The 15,521-nt window shown below is 49.8% G+C and carries 18 protein-coding genes; 14 read left to right on the top strand and 4 right to left on the bottom strand.

All coding sequences use genetic code 11. The annotated features are described in order from the left end of the window. Positions 1-52: 52 nt before the first annotated feature. From ygbI to A0G03_RS11495, 3 genes are all read left to right on the top strand, one after another. Positions 53-814, top strand: a complete 762-nt coding sequence (ygbI, locus tag A0G03_RS11505; protein ID WP_048263139.1) for a DNA-binding transcriptional repressor YgbI — start codon at positions 53-55, stop codon at positions 812-814. Between the two features lie 338 nt (positions 815-1,152). Next, complete coding sequence (locus tag A0G03_RS11500) at positions 1,153-2,094, top strand: retron St85 family effector protein (protein ID WP_048263137.1); 942 nt, start codon at positions 1,153-1,155, stop codon at positions 2,092-2,094. Beyond that, positions 2,084-2,998 carry a retron St85 family RNA-directed DNA polymerase gene (locus tag A0G03_RS11495; protein ID WP_048263135.1) on the top strand — a complete coding sequence of 305 codons (915 nt, stop codon included), beginning with the start codon at positions 2,084-2,086 and terminating at the stop codon, positions 2,996-2,998. Before A0G03_RS11500 ends, A0G03_RS11495 begins: the two co-directional genes overlap by 11 nt. Positions 2,999-3,045: 47 nt before the next feature. Here the strand turns inward: A0G03_RS11495 and A0G03_RS11490 are convergent, their stop codons facing one another. After that, complete coding sequence (locus tag A0G03_RS11490) at positions 3,046-3,237, bottom strand: toxin-antitoxin system HicB family antitoxin (protein ID WP_048263132.1); 192 nt, start codon at positions 3,235-3,237, stop codon at positions 3,046-3,048. A gap of 130 nt (positions 3,238-3,367) precedes the next feature. Between A0G03_RS11490 and A0G03_RS11485 the strand changes: the two genes are divergently transcribed. From A0G03_RS11485 to A0G03_RS11440, 10 genes are all read left to right on the top strand, one after another. Beyond that, positions 3,368-3,586, top strand: coding sequence for a SymE family type I addiction module toxin (locus tag A0G03_RS11485; RefSeq protein WP_053075327.1), 219 nt, complete (start codon positions 3,368-3,370; stop codon positions 3,584-3,586). 103 nt (positions 3,587-3,689) lie between these two features. Next, the gene (locus tag A0G03_RS11480; protein WP_048263403.1) at positions 3,690-4,106 is read left to right on the top strand and encodes a hypothetical protein; all 417 of its coding nucleotides are present in this window, start codon (positions 3,690-3,692) and stop codon (positions 4,104-4,106) included. Between the two features lie 109 nt (positions 4,107-4,215). Beyond that, entirely contained in the window at positions 4,216-4,494 is a 279-nt protein-coding gene (locus A0G03_RS11475; protein ID WP_039521400.1) for a type II toxin-antitoxin system TacA family antitoxin, read from the top strand. Next, positions 4,485-4,967 carry a GNAT family N-acetyltransferase gene (locus tag A0G03_RS11470; RefSeq protein WP_048263129.1) on the top strand — a complete coding sequence of 161 codons (483 nt, stop codon included), beginning with the start codon at positions 4,485-4,487 and terminating at the stop codon, positions 4,965-4,967. The genes A0G03_RS11475 and A0G03_RS11470 overlap by 10 nt, the downstream gene beginning before the upstream one ends. A 133-nt stretch (positions 4,968-5,100) precedes the next feature. Further along, positions 5,101-6,435, top strand: a complete 1,335-nt coding sequence (gene ugpB, locus A0G03_RS11465) for a sn-glycerol-3-phosphate ABC transporter substrate-binding protein UgpB (protein WP_048263127.1) — start codon at positions 5,101-5,103, stop codon at positions 6,433-6,435. Between the two features lie 71 nt (positions 6,436-6,506). Then, positions 6,507-7,394 carry a sn-glycerol-3-phosphate ABC transporter permease UgpA gene (ugpA, locus tag A0G03_RS11460; protein ID WP_005976454.1) on the top strand — a complete coding sequence of 296 codons (888 nt, stop codon included), beginning with the start codon at positions 6,507-6,509 and terminating at the stop codon, positions 7,392-7,394. 26 nt (positions 7,395-7,420) lie between these two features. After that, on the top strand, positions 7,421-8,266 hold the full coding sequence (ugpE, locus tag A0G03_RS11455) for a sn-glycerol-3-phosphate ABC transporter permease UgpE (protein WP_048263400.1): 846 nt from the start codon (positions 7,421-7,423) through the stop codon (positions 8,264-8,266). 25 nt (positions 8,267-8,291) lie between these two features. Further along, the gene (locus tag A0G03_RS11450; RefSeq protein WP_048263125.1) at positions 8,292-9,365 is read left to right on the top strand and encodes a sn-glycerol-3-phosphate import ATP-binding protein UgpC; all 1,074 of its coding nucleotides are present in this window, start codon (positions 8,292-8,294) and stop codon (positions 9,363-9,365) included. Beyond that, complete coding sequence (ugpQ, locus tag A0G03_RS11445) at positions 9,365-10,114, top strand: glycerophosphodiester phosphodiesterase (RefSeq protein WP_048263122.1); 750 nt, start codon at positions 9,365-9,367, stop codon at positions 10,112-10,114. The genes A0G03_RS11450 and ugpQ overlap by 1 nt, the downstream gene beginning before the upstream one ends. A 280-nt stretch (positions 10,115-10,394) precedes the next feature. Further along, a complete protein-coding gene (locus A0G03_RS11440) occupies positions 10,395-11,351 on the top strand; it encodes an AEC family transporter (protein ID WP_048263120.1) in 957 nt (318 codons plus the stop codon). A gap of 15 nt (positions 11,352-11,366) precedes the next feature. On the opposite strand, the gene A0G03_RS11435 is transcribed toward A0G03_RS11440, so the two are convergent. Beyond that, complete coding sequence (locus tag A0G03_RS11435) at positions 11,367-11,663, bottom strand: hypothetical protein (RefSeq protein WP_048263398.1); 297 nt, start codon at positions 11,661-11,663, stop codon at positions 11,367-11,369. A gap of 309 nt (positions 11,664-11,972) precedes the next feature. Here A0G03_RS11435 and A0G03_RS11430 point away from each other — a divergent pair, with 309 nt between their 5' ends. Further along, positions 11,973-12,437 carry a tRNA (cytidine(34)-2'-O)-methyltransferase gene (locus tag A0G03_RS11430; protein ID WP_039307864.1) on the top strand — a complete coding sequence of 155 codons (465 nt, stop codon included), beginning with the start codon at positions 11,973-11,975 and terminating at the stop codon, positions 12,435-12,437. 34 nt (positions 12,438-12,471) lie between these two features. On the opposite strand, the gene A0G03_RS11425 is transcribed toward A0G03_RS11430, so the two are convergent. Continuing rightward, complete coding sequence (locus A0G03_RS11425) at positions 12,472-13,281, bottom strand: DUF3142 domain-containing protein (RefSeq protein ID WP_048263118.1); 810 nt, start codon at positions 13,279-13,281, stop codon at positions 12,472-12,474. Beyond that, positions 13,251-15,425: a PA5441 family protein gene (locus A0G03_RS11420; protein WP_048263117.1), complete on the bottom strand. Its 2,175-nt coding sequence runs from the start codon at positions 15,423-15,425 to the stop codon at positions 13,251-13,253. Before A0G03_RS11420 ends, A0G03_RS11425 begins: the two co-directional genes overlap by 31 nt. Positions 15,426-15,521: the final 96 nt, after the last annotated feature.

Below are 15,521 nucleotides of genomic sequence, written 5' to 3'. Positions count from 1 at the left end.
TTTACCAAACTGATTTTATCAGACCAGCATTATCAAACAGGGAACGGACAGCGTGATACCAGTAGAACGTCATCAACAGATTCTGGCGCTGATCGCCGAGCGCGGCGCGGTAAGCATTAACGAGCTGACTGAGCGGTTGGGTGTGTCGCACATGACGGTGCGGCGCGATGTGCAAAAACTGGAACAAGACGGCCTGCTGCTTAGCGTCTCCGGTGGCGTGCGTTCGCCTGAACGGCTGGCGATTGAGCCATCGCATCAGGATAAGTCCGGGATGTTCAGCCAGCAAAAAGCGGCGATGGGGAAACTGGCCGCGCAACATATCCCGTTGAATAGCTGTATTTATCTGGATGCGGGTACCACCACGCTATCGCTGGCGCGTGAACTGGCCGAGCGTGACGATCTCCTGATTGTCACCAACGATTTTGCGATTGCCGCTTTTCTGATTGAGTCCAGTCAGTGCCGTATGATCCACACGGGTGGCACGCTGTGTCGGGAAAATCAATCCTGCATCGGTGAAGCGGTGGCGCAGGCGCTGCGCAACCTGTTTATCGACATCGCGTTTATTTCTGCATCCTCATGGAGCCTGCGCGGGCTGTCCACGCCGAACGAAGACAAAGTGGTCGTGAAACGTGCGGCGGTAGAAGCCAGCAGAAAACGCGTACTGCTGTGTGATACCTCAAAATATGGCCGCATCGCCACCCATCTCGCCACGCCGCTCAACGTCTTCGACAGCATCATCACCGACGACGGGCTACCCGCCGCTGCCAAAGAAGCGCTGAACAAAATGGGTGTGGAGGTGCTGGTTGCGGGGTGAGGGAGCTGACCTCAGCGTGATTTTTTACGCTAAGGAGGGAGTATTAAGTTTCTTGTAGAACTCGTCATATGAGTAAAAAATTATTTTTATCAATCAAATAGATTTTTTCAATGCTTATCATGTTTTCATAGTAATTATTTGAACATATTTTGAATCGTAGTTGTTACTGTGCTAATTTAGATCAGTCCTTAGTTAGAAGGTGCTTTATAGTGCTTTCTTATGGTTGGTGTACAGCCGACCTGGTATTGTTGTTTGGTTTCTCGCCGTAAGATCGCGATGAGTTGCTGCTGCAACACCTCGCGAGCTCACGTCTCGGGGCCTGTGTAAGGATAATTTAGATGTGGTTTAAGCATCCTAAGTATATTAATGCACGTTCTGATTTTTTGAAAAATTTCTCGGCTAGTGAATTAAATCAATTAAATTATTCTTTGCCGAAAATTCTATTTATTTGTGGTGGAGAAGAAGGGGTATGCAGGAATCGATCTATTCTTGAATTTTATATAAAGAAACATCATAAAGAATATTTGACATTCAGGGCTGAATTTGCATGGGAAGTTATTAGCAAATCAGATAACAGTAAAACTGTAAATGCTTTGGCTTTAGAAGAATGGCTGGCTGATTTTTCTGATATTGTTATTATTCTGGTTGAAAGTTTTGGCACTGTCGCTGAATTAGGTGCTTTTTCTCTGAGCCAAGGGTTAAGGAAAAAATTACTTCCTATTTTAGATAAGAAGTTTGAGCGACATAGTTCTTTTATAAATACAGGGCCTGTAATGTGGGTTAATAATGATTCAAAATATGGCCCTTCAATATATACTGAATTTTCAACAATACTTACATGCATGCCCGATATTAACGAAAGATTAGATAGAAAAGTTCGTACTTTAGTCTCGGATGAAAACTTGTATGGAATATATAAATACTCACCAAAGGTTTTGCTTTTCTTTTTACTTTACGTTATTGCATCTTTGGGGCCTATCAGCTCAAGCGAACTTTCTGAGTTAACAAAAGAAATAATAAATTTTAAAGATAAAAATAAAAATAAAAAAACAATAGAGTTTATGCTTTCTTTAGGTATCGCTCTCGGTTTATTTAAAGTTTCCTTAAGTAATAATATTAATTACTATTCTTGTGTGGATTTTGACAAGTTTTTTAATCATGACTCTACAAAAAAGTTACTCATTAAAATATTAAAAAGTAGGGCAAGAGCTTTATCTGACCTCATTATGATTGATGATTTTAGAGAAGAATTGAAAAGGGTGATGAGAAATGTTGACTGAATATCTTGCATCTAGTTTGATTTTAACAACCGATTTTATCAGAGATGTCGCTGATACGGCTGATGAAAGATATAATAAATTCGGTATTCCTAAAAAAAATGGTGCAACGCGGGTGGTTTATCAGCCCCAAAAAGAATTAAAAATATTACAGAGAGTGCTACACAGCGAGTTTCTCGTGAAGTTAAAAGTTCATTCTTCTTCAACAGCATATAGTGATGGTTCGTCTGTAATAAAAAATGCAAATTTACATAAGAATAAAAAATTCCTCTTACGTCTTGATTTTGTAGATTTTTTTAAATCTATCAGATCTTCAGATATAAGATTATTTTTAAATGAGAGAGGTAGTGAGCTTAGTGATCAATGGACTAATGATGACTCTGATGTTTTTTTAAAATTAGTGTGCTTCAAAGGACGTTTAACAATGGGAGGTGTTACTTCTCCAGCTATATCAAATCTTATTTGTTATAAATTAGACTCTGCGCTGAGCGAGATTTGCCTATCATTAGGTGTGACTTATAGTAGATATGCCGATGATATGTATTTTTCGACAAATGTGCCGAACGTATTATTTAGTATGCCTAATCGATTAATTAAAATATTAAGAAGCATAGATTACCCAAGATCTTTATATATTAATACCGAAAAGACAAAGCATTCATCTAAAAAAAGAAGTATGAAAATAACTGGTTTGACTTTGACAAACAATGGTGAGGTATCTTTAGGTCGAGAGAAAAAGAGACGAATAAGGAGTTTGGTTTTTAATTGGAGTAATCTGACTGTTGACGAGAAAAAATACCTCCAAGGTTATTTGTCTTACTGCGCAAGTGTGGAACCATTATTTATTAACTCATTGTGTGAAAAGTTTAGTTCAAAAATCATTACTAATATACAAAAATATAAATAAAATAATGAATGTATATAAATTAAATATCATGGGAAATATTTAACGAATTATCCCCTCGGCTCTACACCTTTCTTCTTCAATGCCTCACGTGCGAGATTTTTAAACCAATTCGCTAGGCTGATCCCTTCTTCGGTAGCAGCAGCATCAAGTTGCTCACGTAATGCAGGATCTATGCGCATTTTGAATTGTGGGGATTGTCCGCCACCTTTTGGTTTTTTATCGCGCGTCGTGATTGACATGGGGCCACCTATTTATATATTCTGGACTAATAGGAGGCCACCTTAACATGTGATCACCTAAAGTCAACGCCCCGATGTGCGCCAACACAATCGGAGCGTCTAACCACCACCAACTAATATGGAGTTGATTATGGCTGAGAGACATTCTACCTCAACGCAGGGGATTTCAAGAACCGATCGGCAGGTCATTGTGGGATATCGCCCGCAACAAGGGGATACCAGTACGCCGAAGATTATTCTTTGCGGCAAGTGGCTACGTGACGCAGGCTTTGAAACGGGTCAAAATGTGATGGTAAAGATTGCTGATGGCTGTCTGACGCTGTTGCCTGTTATCGAATCGGATGTGTAAATAATCTAGTGATTCCAGCTTTCGTTGTTATGGAAGCTGGAGTTCGCTGATGACTTTTTTCATGTGGCTTCCACAACTTTCTTCCTGCGAATATTTTAGAGATATGAAAAGAAGAATAAGCATACTGTTAAGTATATCGCTCCTAATTGCCTTGCCGCTTATCTATTATTGGCCTGCCATGGTTATTCTGACGGAGGGGAGTTCTCGCTACACGGAACAGGACACCCGACGATATGAAATGCTGACGGACGATATCATTAAAAATTGCCCGCGCATTTCTTCTATCTATGATTTTGGTTATGCCACGGTTGATGGCCCTGCGTTGGAAGTCAGCAATATTACGTTTCAAGACACCGATGATGCGACAAACATACGCAGCTATCTAGTGTCACTTGGTTTTACGCTGGGCTATACAGACACGACGGGTGAGTATTGGAATTCTAAGGATTCAGATAAAACGATACATATAGGAATCATCAACGATCCTAAAACCGTTATCGTTGATGTCATACGAAAATAGCCCTGAATAAAGCAGCAAGCGCGTTTGAATGTATGGTGATGTCCCGGTGTGTAGCATTTTTGTACACATCATGTATAGTTGTATAGATATTCACTACACAGGCATGATGATGAAACCTGAAACTAAAGAAGCGCCAATCAATATTCGAGCCAAAGCCTCCCAGCGGGACTTGATCGATATGGCTGCAAACCTTGTGTCAAAATCACGTACCGATTTTATGCTTGAAGCAGCCTGCCGCGAGGCGCAGGACATTTTGTTGGATCAACGTTTGTTTATTTTGGATAACGAACAGTTTGACGAATTTTTGGCCGAGTTGGATGCGCCTATCACCGCAGAGCGTCAGGCTCGCATTAACGATCTGATGAGCCGTAAATCGCCATGGGAATAACTGCACCAGAGCCATTATCTTCCAGCCATAACCTTGCTGAATTTTGCAGCCAAGAACCGAGCTTGAATGAATGGCTAAAAAAGAAAGCGCTAAAAAATCATAGTGCAGGGATTTCTCGTGTATATGTCATTTGCGCTGAAGGCACCCATCAGGTGATTGGATATTATTGTTTATCAACAGGTAGCGTTCAGAGAAATACAGCGCCTGGTGCATATAGGCGTAATGCCCCCGAATCACTACCGGTCATTGTCCTTGGGCGACTTGCCATTGATCAGGCGTATTCTGGTAAAGGTTTGGGTGTGGCTTTATTAAAAGACGCAATATTTCGGACAGAGAATATTGCTTTGCAAGTGGGAGTGAGAGCATTAGTTGTTCACGCTCTGGATGAGAACGTGCGCAATTTCTACCTTAAATTCGCTTTTGATCCCTCGCCAGTGCAGCCCCTGACACTACTCTATCCAATTAAAATTTAGAACTTCCCTCTCCTTTCCTTGTAATTTTTCCGTCATCTTCCAGTTATTTTTCTGTCATGCGCTCGTGTCATGTTTACCTTCGCATAAAAAACGCCGTGATGATGGCGAACTTAATTGATTGCAGGAGACAGGCATGTTCAACAACACAATTCGTAAAACACATGCTATTCGCACCGCAGCGGCGTGTGTGGCATTCGCGCTGATTAGCGCCGGTGCGCAGGCCGCGACAGACATTCCTTTCTGGCATTCCATGGAAGGCGAGTTAGGGAAAGAAGTAAATTCTCTGGCTGACCGTTTTAATAAAGAACACACCGACGTAAAAATTGTACCGGTCTATAAAGGCAACTACGAACAGAATCTGGCTGCCGGGATTGCGGCCTACCGTGCTGGGAATGCGCCCGCTATTTTGCAGGTCTATGAAGTCGGTACTGCCACCATGATGGCAAGTAAAGCCATCAAGCCAGTCTATGAAGTCTTCAAAGACGCTGGCATTAATTTCGATGAGTCGGTGTTTGTACCGACCGTCTCCGGTTATTACACCGATGCGAAGAGTGGTCACCTGCTGTCGCAGCCGTTTAACAGCTCGACCCCCGTGCTGTACTACAACAAAGATGCCTTCAAGAAAGCCGGTTTAGATCCAGAACAGCCGCCGAAAACCTGGCAGCAAATGGCTGACTACACCGCCAAATTGCGTGCTGCTGGTATGAAGTGTGGCTACGCCAGCGGCTGGCAGGGCTGGATTCAGATTGAAAACTTCAGCGCCTGGAACGGTCTGCCTGTGGCGACCAGGAATAACGGTTTTGACGGCACCGATGCGGTACTGGAATTCAATAAACCTACGCAGGTCAAACACATCCAGCTGTTGCAGGACATGAACAAGAAGGGTGATTTCACCTACTTCGGGCGTAAGGATGAGCCGACCGAGAAGTTCTATAACGGTGAATGTGCCATGACGACCGCGTCTTCCGGTTCGCTGGCGAACATTCGGGAGCATGCCAAGTTCAACTATGGCGTCGGTATGATGCCGTATGACGCCGATGCGAAAGGCGCGCCGCAGAATGCCATTATTGGCGGAGCCAGCCTGTGGGTGATGGGCGGTAAAGATGCCGCGACCTACAAGGGTGTTGCTGAGTTTATGCAGTTCCTAGCGAAGCCAGAAAATGCCGCTGAATGGCACCAGAAAACCGGTTACCTGCCGATCACCACGGCGGCGTATGAGCTGACGCAGAAGCAAGGCTTCTATGAGAAAAACCCTGGTGCGGATATCGCTACGCGTCAGATGCTGAACAAGCCACCGCTGCCATTCACCAAAGGTATGCGTTTGGGCAATATGCCGCAAATTCGTACCGTCGTGGATGAAGAATTAGAAAGCGTATGGACAGGTAAGAAGACGCCACAACAGGCGTTGGATAGCGCGGTAGAACGCGGTAACGCGCTGCTGCGTCGCTTCGAGCAGTCAACAAAGTAATACGCTGCTGTTGAGTCATACCGGGCCGAAGGGAATCGGCCTGTTTCTTTTCTGTTTGCAATGAGTTACGCATGACATCATCCCGCCCCGTTTTTCGCAGCAGTTGGTTGCCCTACGTGCTGGTGTTGCCTCAACTGCTGATTACCGTGATTTTCTTTATCTGGCCTGCCGGTCAGGCGCTGTGGTATTCGGTGCAGAATCTGGATCCGTTTGGGCTATCCAGTGAATTCGTCGGCATGGAAAACTTCAGACAGCTGTTCAATAACCCTTACTACCTCGATTCGTTTTACACCACGCTGATATTCAGCTTTCTGGTAGCCGGGTTTGGCATGCTGATTTCACTCTTTCTGGCCGCGCTGGTGGACTATGTGATCCGTGCCAGCCGTCTGTATCAGACCTTGATTATTCTGCCTTATGCCGTGGCCCCCGCCGTCGCCGCCGTGCTGTGGATGTTTCTGTTTAACCCTGGACTCGGGCTGATTACCCATTTTCTCGGGCTGCTTGGCTATACGTGGAACCACGCGCAGAACAGTGGGCAGGCGATGTTTTTAGTCGTACTGGCATCGGTGTGGAAACAGATTAGCTATAACTTTTTATTCTTCCTTGCCGCGCTGCAATCGATCCCCCGTTCGCTGGTGGAAGCGGGTGCGATCGATGGAGCAGGGCCGGTGCGGCGGTTTTTCAATTTGGTGCTGCCGATGATCTCGCCGGTGAGCTTCTTCCTGTTAGTCGTCAATCTGGTGTATGCCTTTTTCGATACCTTCCCAATCATCGATGCCGCGACGGCCGGCGGGCCGGTGCAGTCGACAACTACGCTGATCTACAAGATTTATCGCGAAGGCTTTGCAGGGTTGGATCTGTCCAGTTCTGCGGCGCAGTCGGTGATACTGATGCTACTGGTGATCGGGTTGACCGTTATTCAGTTCCGTTTTGTTGAACGGAAGGTGAATTATCAATGAAGGTGAATCTATGAAGGTCAATGGCAATGATTGAGAATCGTCGCGGGTTAGATATTTTCAGCCACGTCATGCTGATCGTCGGCATTCTCGCCGTATTGTTCCCCCTGTACGTGGGGTTTGTCGCCGCCACGCTGGATAATCAGGAAGTCTTTCAGGCCCCGATGACGCTCATCCCCGGTTCACACCTGTGGGAAAACCTGCGTGATATCTGGTTGCACGGTGCGGGCAATAACACCACGCCGTTCGGACTGATGCTGCTCAATAGCTTCGTCATGGCACTGGCGATCACGGTAGGCAAAATTACCGTATCGATCCTATCCGCTTACGCCATCGTTTATTTTCGTTTTCCGCTGCGCAACCTGTTCTTCTGGATGATTTTCCTGACGCTGATGTTGCCGGTGGAAGTACGTATTTTCCCAACAGTGGAAGTGATCGCGCGGCTGGACATGATGGACAGCTACACGGGTTTAACGCTGCCGCTGATGGCGTCGGCGACTGCAACTTTCCTGTTCCGCCAGTTCTTTATGACGCTGCCGGATGAACTGATGGAAGCGGCACGTATCGATGGCGCGAGCCCGATGCGTTTCTTCTTCGACATGGTGTTACCGCTGTCGAAGACCAATCTGGCGGCGCTGTTCGTGATCACGTTCATCTACGGCTGGAACCAGTATCTGTGGCCGCTGCTGATCGTCAGCGATGCCAATCTGGGCACTGCGGTTGCGGGGATTAAAAGCATGATTGCCTCCGGTGATGGTGCGACCCAGTGGAATCAGGTGATGGCCGCGATGCTGCTGACCATGCTGCCGCCGCTGCTGGTGGTGCTATTGATGCAGCGCTGGTTCGTTCGCGGTCTGGTCGACAGCGAAAAATAAATCGAGACGAATTTCGGAAACGCTTATGGCATGTTTAAAACTTCAGGCCGTCACCAAGTCTTACGATGGCAAAACACAGATTATCCAACCCATCGATCTGGACGTCGCGGATGGCGAATTCGTCGTGATGGTGGGACCGTCGGGCTGTGGTAAATCGACGCTATTGCGTATGGTGGCGGGCCTCGAACGCACCACCAGCGGCGATATCTATATTGATAACCAGCGGGTCACCGATCTGGAACCGAAAGATCGCGGAATTGCGATGGTGTTCCAGAATTATGCGCTTTATCCGCACATGAACGTGTTCGACAATATGGCTTACGGCCTGAAAATCCGTGGCTTCGGCAAGACGCAAATTCGTGAGCGTGTGGAAGAGGCGGCACGTATTCTGGAACTGATGCCGCTGCTGCAACGTAAACCGCGTGAGCTATCGGGCGGCCAGCGTCAGCGCGTGGCGATGGGACGGGCGATTGTGCGTGAACCCGCGGTGTTCCTGTTTGATGAGCCGCTATCGAATCTGGATGCCAAACTGCGCGTACAGATGCGGCTGGAATTGCAGCAACTGCATCAGCGTCTGAAAACCACCAGCCTGTACGTCACGCACGATCAGGTCGAAGCCATGACGTTGGCGCAGCGCGTCATCGTGATGAATAAAGGTATCGCTGAACAAATCGGCGCACCGGCTGATATTTACCGCCGTCCAGCATCGCTGTTCGTTGCCAGCTTTATTGGTTCACCGGCGATGAACTTGTGGGCAGGACGCATTAGCGATGATGGCTGCCGTTTTGAAATCGGTGAAGACATCGCGCTGGCGCTGCCTGAACCGAAGCCGCAATGGCGCGGTAAAGCATTGACGCTTGGGGTACGGCCGGAGCATATTCAGCTGGCAACGCATGAAGCTGGCGGTATCCCGTTGCAGATCTCAACACTCGAACTGCTGGGCGCGGACAATTTAGCGCACGGCAAGTGGGGCGGGCAAAACGTGATTGTGCGGCTATCTTATGAGCACTGTCCCGCCATCGGTTCGACGCTCTGGCTGCATTTGCCGACGTCATCATGGCACCTGTTTGATTCGCAAAGCGGATTACGGATGGAATAATGGAAACAATCTGGCCTTACCCAGCCATTGTCGCTCATCGCGGCGGCGGTTCACTGGCTCCGGAAAACACGCTGGCTGCGATTGATGTCGGTGCCAGCCTCGGTCACAAGATGATCGAGTTTGACGCCAAGCTGTCGCAAGACGGCCAGATTTTCCTCTTACACGACGACACACTTGAGCGTACCAGCAACGGCTGGGGTATCGCGGGAGCGTTGTCGTGGGACAAACTGGTCGGGCTGGATGTCGGCGGCTGGTTCGGTCACAAATTTGTCGGAGAACGTCTGCCGCTGCTATCGGAAGTGGCAAAACGCTGTGTGCAGTACGGCATGGCGGCCAATATTGAGATTAAACCCACCACTGGATATGAAACTGAAACTGGGCGCGTGATTGCGCTGGCAGCACGCCAGCTATGGGCCGACCATCCCGCCGCGCCGCTGCTGTCCTCATTCTCTATCGACGCCTTGGAAGCGGCACAGCAGGCAGCACCGGAACTGCCGCGTGGGCTGTTGTTGGATGAATGGGAAGAGGACTGGTTGGCGTTAACGCAGCGTCTAGGCTGTGTGTCCATCCACCTGAATCACAAACTGCTGACGGCAGAACGTGTTGCGGCGCTGAAAGCCGCGGGTTTGCGCATTCTGGTTTATACCGTTAACCAACCTGATCGCGCGCAAACTTTGCTGGATTGGGGCGTTGACTGCATCTGTACTGACCGGATAGATTTAATCGGGGCACACTTCGCGACCGGCTGAGGTCTGCCTTTATACCCGTCATACTTCAAGCTGCTTGTGCGTTGTCTTCTCTTGCTCACCCCAGTCACTTACCTGAGTAAGCTCCTGGGGATTCACGCGATTGCCGCATTACAAGGCCATAAATGAGCCTTGCCCTAGCGGGCCAACGCATAACGTTGTTCAAAACGCTAACGTTTTGTCACGCAACTCGAATTATTTAGGGTATACCCCGCATTATCTTTAATCTTTATTGCGGCGGACCTTCTTTCTGACTCGGTGCCGGTAATAAGGAAGTGGCTTCATGCCCGCATTTATTGTTTCGCTTTGGCACCAGATTTTTCTGTCGTTACCCCTTTTTGTTCTCATTGCACTCGGCTATAGCCTGATTCGCTACGGTAAATGGCCGACCACCGTCACCGACGGCATGACGCGCTTTGTCTTCTCTGTGGCAATGCCCGCGATGCTGTTCCGCCTGATGTCGGATTTCTCCAAACGCCCGGTGGTGGATGCCCGGCTGCTGATCGCCTTTTTCGGCGGCTGCTTGCTGGTGTTTGTCCTCGGTCGCATTGTGGCGCGTAAAGTCTTTCATCTCGACGGTGTCTCCGGCTCGCTTTTCGCGCTGAGCGGCATCTTCTCCAACAACGTAATGCTGGGGCTGCCGATTGCCACGCTGATGCTAGGTGAAGAGGCGATCCCGTCCGTCGCGCTGGTCGTGGTGTTTAATGGGCTTATTCTGTGGACGCTGGTAACGGTGTCAGTGGAATGGGCGCGTAACGGCGCGCTGTCGCTACAGGGCTTTACCAAAACCGCGCTGGGTGTGCTGAAGAACCCGCTGATTATCGGCATTCTGTCCGGTACGGTATTCAGCCTGACGGGTCTACCGCTGCCGTCGTATGTTGACCAGCCGCTTGCCATGCTGGGGCAGATTGCCGCACCGCTGTCGCTGGTGGCGCTGGGAATGGGGCTGGCAGAATACCGCGTGCGTGATGGTTGGCAGATCAGCACCGCGATTTGCACCATCAAACTGCTGGTCCAGCCGCTGGTGATCTGGGGGATTGCGGTTGCACTCGGCCTGCCGGAAATGGAGACGCGTGCGGTCGTGCTGCTGGGGTCGATGGCGGTGGGCGTCAACGTCTACCTGATGTCACGCCAGTTTAATGTGCTGGGCGGCCCGGTGGCATCAAGCCTATTGCTATCAACGGCGATGGCGGCATTAACCACGCCGTTGATTCTGACGCTGATGGGTGTGCGGTTATAGGCCGCCACTGTGGTATCAAGGATTCGGCTTAATCGGCGGTGGCGGTGTGGTTCTCTGCGACCGCTGTAAATCCTTCTGTAGCTGCTGTTGGCGTTGTTGCTGCAACTGCTGGTTACGCTGATTTAGCTGCTGATTCAACTGTTGTTGCTGCAATTTTTGGCTCTGCTGCATACTTTGCTGTAACTGTTTCTGACTGCTGATGCCACTTTCAAACTGCTGTTGAGGCGTTGGCGCTTGCGTTGCGTTGGCGCTCGCCAGAGGCTGCAGGCAGAACAGTGCGGTACAGGCTAATAATGTCTTAGGGTGTTTCATTAAACCTCCACGCAGGCTATATACCTGCATCGTGTTTTCATCAGCACATTATCCTGATGTTTTTCCTTAAGTGTAATCGCTGCGGATGGAAACGTCGTGCAAAGTAAGCTGTAAGCTCATTTTTAGGAGAAACACGGGGATGAGGTTCTCGCAGGGATACCTCGCCACGTGGTCGCTCCGTGTATCTCGGTTCTTAAACGATCGACCTGAGTGCAGAATCATCCGCATTCCTGTGCGCCTTGCTTTTGGGCACGTGATGGGAATGCGTTATACTGCGGCGGAATTTTTCTTCGTGGTTGACGCTATCTCATGTTCCATATCGCGCTCTATGAGCCTCAAATTGCACCGAACACCGGCAATATTATCCGATTGTCTGCCAACAACGGCTGTACGCTTCATTTGATTGAACCGCTAGGGTTTGATTTTGAAGAGAAGAAATTGCGCCGCGCAGGGTTGGATTACCACGATCTGGCGAACGTCAGTCGTCATAAAAACTATCAGGATTTTCTGGCCGCGGTTCCTGGCAAACGTATCTTTGCCTGTACGACCAAAGGCAGCCGTCCCTATGATCAGCCGACTTACCAACCGGGCGATGTGCTGCTGTTTGGATCGGAAACGTCCGGCCTGCCAGACGAAATTCGTAACGGCTTTGAGTCAGATTTCCGTATCCGCATTCCCATGCAGTCCGACAGCCGCAGCCTGAATCTGTCCAATGCGGTGGCGATCATCAGCTATGAAGCCTGGCGGCAAAATGGCTTCGGCGGTTGCCTGTAGTGATCGGTAGTTACAGATCGGTAGCTACATATCGTCACTCAGCTAGACGGCTGCGTGATGGCGATGCCTTCGACGGCGGATTTACTAAAAACACCACTTCCCCACGATAATACGGTGAAGTGGCAAGGCGCTGCTGCCAGTGCTTTTCCCATTTGCCGTTTTGCACCAGCCCTATCCGGAAAGGGAGCGTTAGCTTCATCAAGGCGGGTAGGTATGCGGCGTAGTTGGTAATGGTGCTGCGCCCCTGATAGGTCTGCACTACCACTTCATCCAGTTTGCCCTGCAAGCGGTTCAGTGTGGAGACATCTCCGGTTTTCGACCAATCGAGCAACCCTGTAATGCTGAGCTGACAATCTTCGGGTAAACGCTCGCGCAACTGCGTCAGAAACGCGACGTAGCCAGCTAACTGATAGCTTTTCGCGTCAAAATCGATCTGAATCCCGACAACCTGATTACCGTGGCGCTGCCACTTTTCCCGTAACTTTAGCATCCGGTTCAGGTGACGATCGGAAAGCTCCAGCGTGGTCATCCGGAAAGCCAGCCAGACGCGGTTAACGCGCAGCTGGCTGGGTGGGATCCCTTGACGCAGGAAAACGGCCTTGCCCTGACGGCGGGCGATTTCTCCCTGATGCAGATACAGCGTCTGTGCCTGATGCAGAATCGGCTGTGGTCGCACGGCTGCCCACAGCCAGAAATCCTGATAGCGTGTCGCGTCGACGATGGGATGCGCAGCGTTGACGGTTGAAGGCTCAGCGTTAGCGGAAGTGGCCTGCGTACAGAACGAGAGCAGGCAGGCCAGCACAATTAACGGTGTTACCAGTAATAATCGAGCTTTTCTGCCCACTCGCTGCCTTTGTACTTGGTTTTCAATTGGGTAAACCAGGCTTTGCGAGTTGCCTTACTGATTTCCTGTGGGCCACAGTCGTTATAGCCGCTTGGCGCATAGCAGTAGACCGCGCGGTACAGGGCATAGGTTTTGTCTTCCGGCGGCGCTTTTGGATCGGCGATCACCCGCACATAACCATCCAGACGATTATATTCGGTGCCAGCGAACTGGGCGGGTGCATTGGTGAGTCCGCTCAGCATATTGCTTTCACCCCAGTCGAAGCCCACGCTGTTATTGGTGCGCAGGAAAAACTCGCCGAGGCAGTTAATCGCTCGGGCATCATTGGGGCGTTGGTTGAGCGTCGTGACCACATTATCCAGTGCCGGACATTGGTAGCCTTCCTCGGTGTCGCTGCCGTCCCAGTCAAATGCCGTCAAATCTTCCTGATTCCAACTCTGGTTTTCGCTGCTAACCAGCGGCGCGATGTCTTTTCTTAACTGAATATCGTTGAGATAGCTGGCGTAATCACCGTGGGTCAGGGATTTGGTTAACAGCGTATGTAGCGCGATAGCCCGTTCTTCATGGGTTTGCTGTGGACCCGTTTGCTGACGGAGCAGATCGGCGTTGGCGCTGATTTTCAGCACTGCAGAACGAAAACGCAGATTCTTCACCGGACTGTCAGCGGTAAAGACGCGCTCCGGATGTCCCGCTTTGACCAGCGTTTCCGCGAGTGCCAGCTGTAGGAACTGGTTTTGGCTATATCCCATATTACGCGTTAACAGCTGACGCCAATGCGCTTCAGCCTCGTCCCAACGCTCCAGACGCACCAGCGCCCGACCACGTAATACTTGCAGGCTAAAACGCACGGTATCTGTGAGATCGCCCGCCTGTGTCGCGGGAACGCTGTTAACCACGGCAGCGTAATCTTTTTGACCATAAAACAGCTGTGATGCCTGAAGGTAGCTGAATGCTTCCTGCATATTGTCTTGCTCAAACAGCGGTTTCTGCGCGGCCAGCTCATCGGTGGATAACGCGGGCAATGCCATCCATCCCTCATCTGAACGCAAGCGCTTGAGATCTTGCACCATCGTCAACGGCGCGCTGCCCGGGGCGCTGGTGAACTGCCTGTTTTCCAGCAGCTTGTTGTCGATCTCGTCACTCAATTCAAGGAGAGTTTCGATGTCGGAGGTGTTATTCAACTCGTGTTGGTACGTTTTTGCTAAGGCATTCACATCGTCGATTATCCAGTAAGCGCGGCGGTATAACCCGTTAGCGGATTCGATGTATTGCCCGTCCGGATACTGTTTCAGATAGTCGCCAATATGCTGAATAGCCAGTTGTGCAGCGGCTTTATCGGCTTTACTGGCATCGAACATGTTGTATTCATCTAACGCGTTTTCCATGGCTTTATTGATTGCCACGCGAATCAACATATAGCGCGAAGTTTCCGCAACCCACGGCTGCGACGAAGACGTTAACGCCTGAAAGCTGCTTTCAGCCTCATCAAAGTGACCCTGATAAAACGCCAGAATTGCGGACAGATACTGCTTGAGTGCGCCGGCATGGCCTTCATCCGGCAGGCTTGCAAGCCCCTCACCCAGTGCCTCTTTGGTATACTGCGCATTGAGGAGATTCACCCGCTGATGTGCCAGCAACGTGCGCTGTTCCTCGGTGAGCGTTGTGTCAGCCAGCAGGACGTCGAAAAATGCTTCCAGCGTGGAGAGCTCATTGGAAATATGTCGTCCTTCGTTATCGTCAGGCGAAAACGTGGAGAGCGTACCCTGAACGGACAAGGGAAGATTCAGTCGCTTCGCTTTGTTGAGCGTCGAGAGATAAGGAGCATCCGCCGTGACATCCTCTCCTGACTCTGCCGTCTGAGGTGTTTCCGTAGCCGCAATCCCCATGACCCGGTAGGCAGTGAAAGGATCGATACGTGAACGCGTTTGATCGGGCAACGGATGGGGTAACGGAAGCGACATGTTGTGGAGGCGGCTTTGCAGCAGCATCAGGTTAGCGCGTGTATCATTGCCCGGCTGCAAATAAGGCAGGGCGGATACGCCACATTCCGAGTCGGAAAAGCCGCAAACTCCATCGCTGGAACTGAATGCCTGACTGCTCATTAACGCGCTCAGTACGCCAGCCAGCAGCGTTACTCCTTTCATGGTTAGTATCCTTCATTCAACACGGTCTTGCCTGTTTTCGGCATGAGTGACGATTACTCTACGCAATCGCGTAAAAAACTCAATGCAGAGAAGATA

The organism is Pectobacterium peruviense (assembly GCF_002847345.1).
In the GTDB taxonomy this organism is placed as follows: Bacteria; Pseudomonadota; Gammaproteobacteria; order Enterobacterales; family Enterobacteriaceae; genus Pectobacterium; species Pectobacterium peruviense.
Note: the sequence above shows the minus strand (reverse complement) of the source record. Positions and strands in the feature narration are given on the sequence as shown.

Excerpts from the sequence above, each read along its gene's own strand:
- A0G03_RS11435 (WP_048263398.1), bottom strand. The coding sequence starts at position 11,663 with ATGAAACACCCTAAGACATTATTAGCCTGTACCGCACTGTTCTGCCTG.
- A0G03_RS11470 (WP_048263129.1), top strand. The coding sequence starts at position 4,485 with ATGGGAATAACTGCACCAGAGCCATTATCTTCCAGCCATAACCTTGCT.
- ugpE (WP_048263400.1), top strand. The coding sequence starts at position 7,421 with ATGATTGAGAATCGTCGCGGGTTAGATATTTTCAGCCACGTCATGCTG.
- A0G03_RS11485 (WP_053075327.1), top strand. The coding sequence starts at position 3,368 with ATGGCTGAGAGACATTCTACCTCAACGCAGGGGATTTCAAGAACCGAT.
- ugpQ (WP_048263122.1), top strand. The coding sequence starts at position 9,365 with ATGGAAACAATCTGGCCTTACCCAGCCATTGTCGCTCATCGCGGCGGC.
- A0G03_RS11430 (WP_039307864.1), top strand. The coding sequence starts at position 11,973 with ATGTTCCATATCGCGCTCTATGAGCCTCAAATTGCACCGAACACCGGC.
- A0G03_RS11440 (WP_048263120.1), top strand. The coding sequence starts at position 10,395 with ATGCCCGCATTTATTGTTTCGCTTTGGCACCAGATTTTTCTGTCGTTA.
- A0G03_RS11490 (WP_048263132.1), bottom strand. The coding sequence starts at position 3,237 with ATGTCAATCACGACGCGCGATAAAAAACCAAAAGGTGGCGGACAATCC.
- ugpA (WP_005976454.1), top strand. The coding sequence starts at position 6,507 with ATGACATCATCCCGCCCCGTTTTTCGCAGCAGTTGGTTGCCCTACGTG.
- A0G03_RS11450 (WP_048263125.1), top strand. The coding sequence starts at position 8,292 with ATGGCATGTTTAAAACTTCAGGCCGTCACCAAGTCTTACGATGGCAAA.
- A0G03_RS11500 (WP_048263137.1), top strand. The coding sequence starts at position 1,153 with ATGTGGTTTAAGCATCCTAAGTATATTAATGCACGTTCTGATTTTTTG.
- A0G03_RS11480 (WP_048263403.1), top strand. The coding sequence starts at position 3,690 with ATGAAAAGAAGAATAAGCATACTGTTAAGTATATCGCTCCTAATTGCC.
- A0G03_RS11475 (WP_039521400.1), top strand. The coding sequence starts at position 4,216 with ATGAAACCTGAAACTAAAGAAGCGCCAATCAATATTCGAGCCAAAGCC.
- A0G03_RS11495 (WP_048263135.1), top strand. The coding sequence starts at position 2,084 with ATGTTGACTGAATATCTTGCATCTAGTTTGATTTTAACAACCGATTTT.
- ugpB (WP_048263127.1), top strand. The coding sequence starts at position 5,101 with ATGTTCAACAACACAATTCGTAAAACACATGCTATTCGCACCGCAGCG.
- A0G03_RS11420 (WP_048263117.1), bottom strand. The coding sequence starts at position 15,425 with ATGAAAGGAGTAACGCTGCTGGCTGGCGTACTGAGCGCGTTAATGAGC.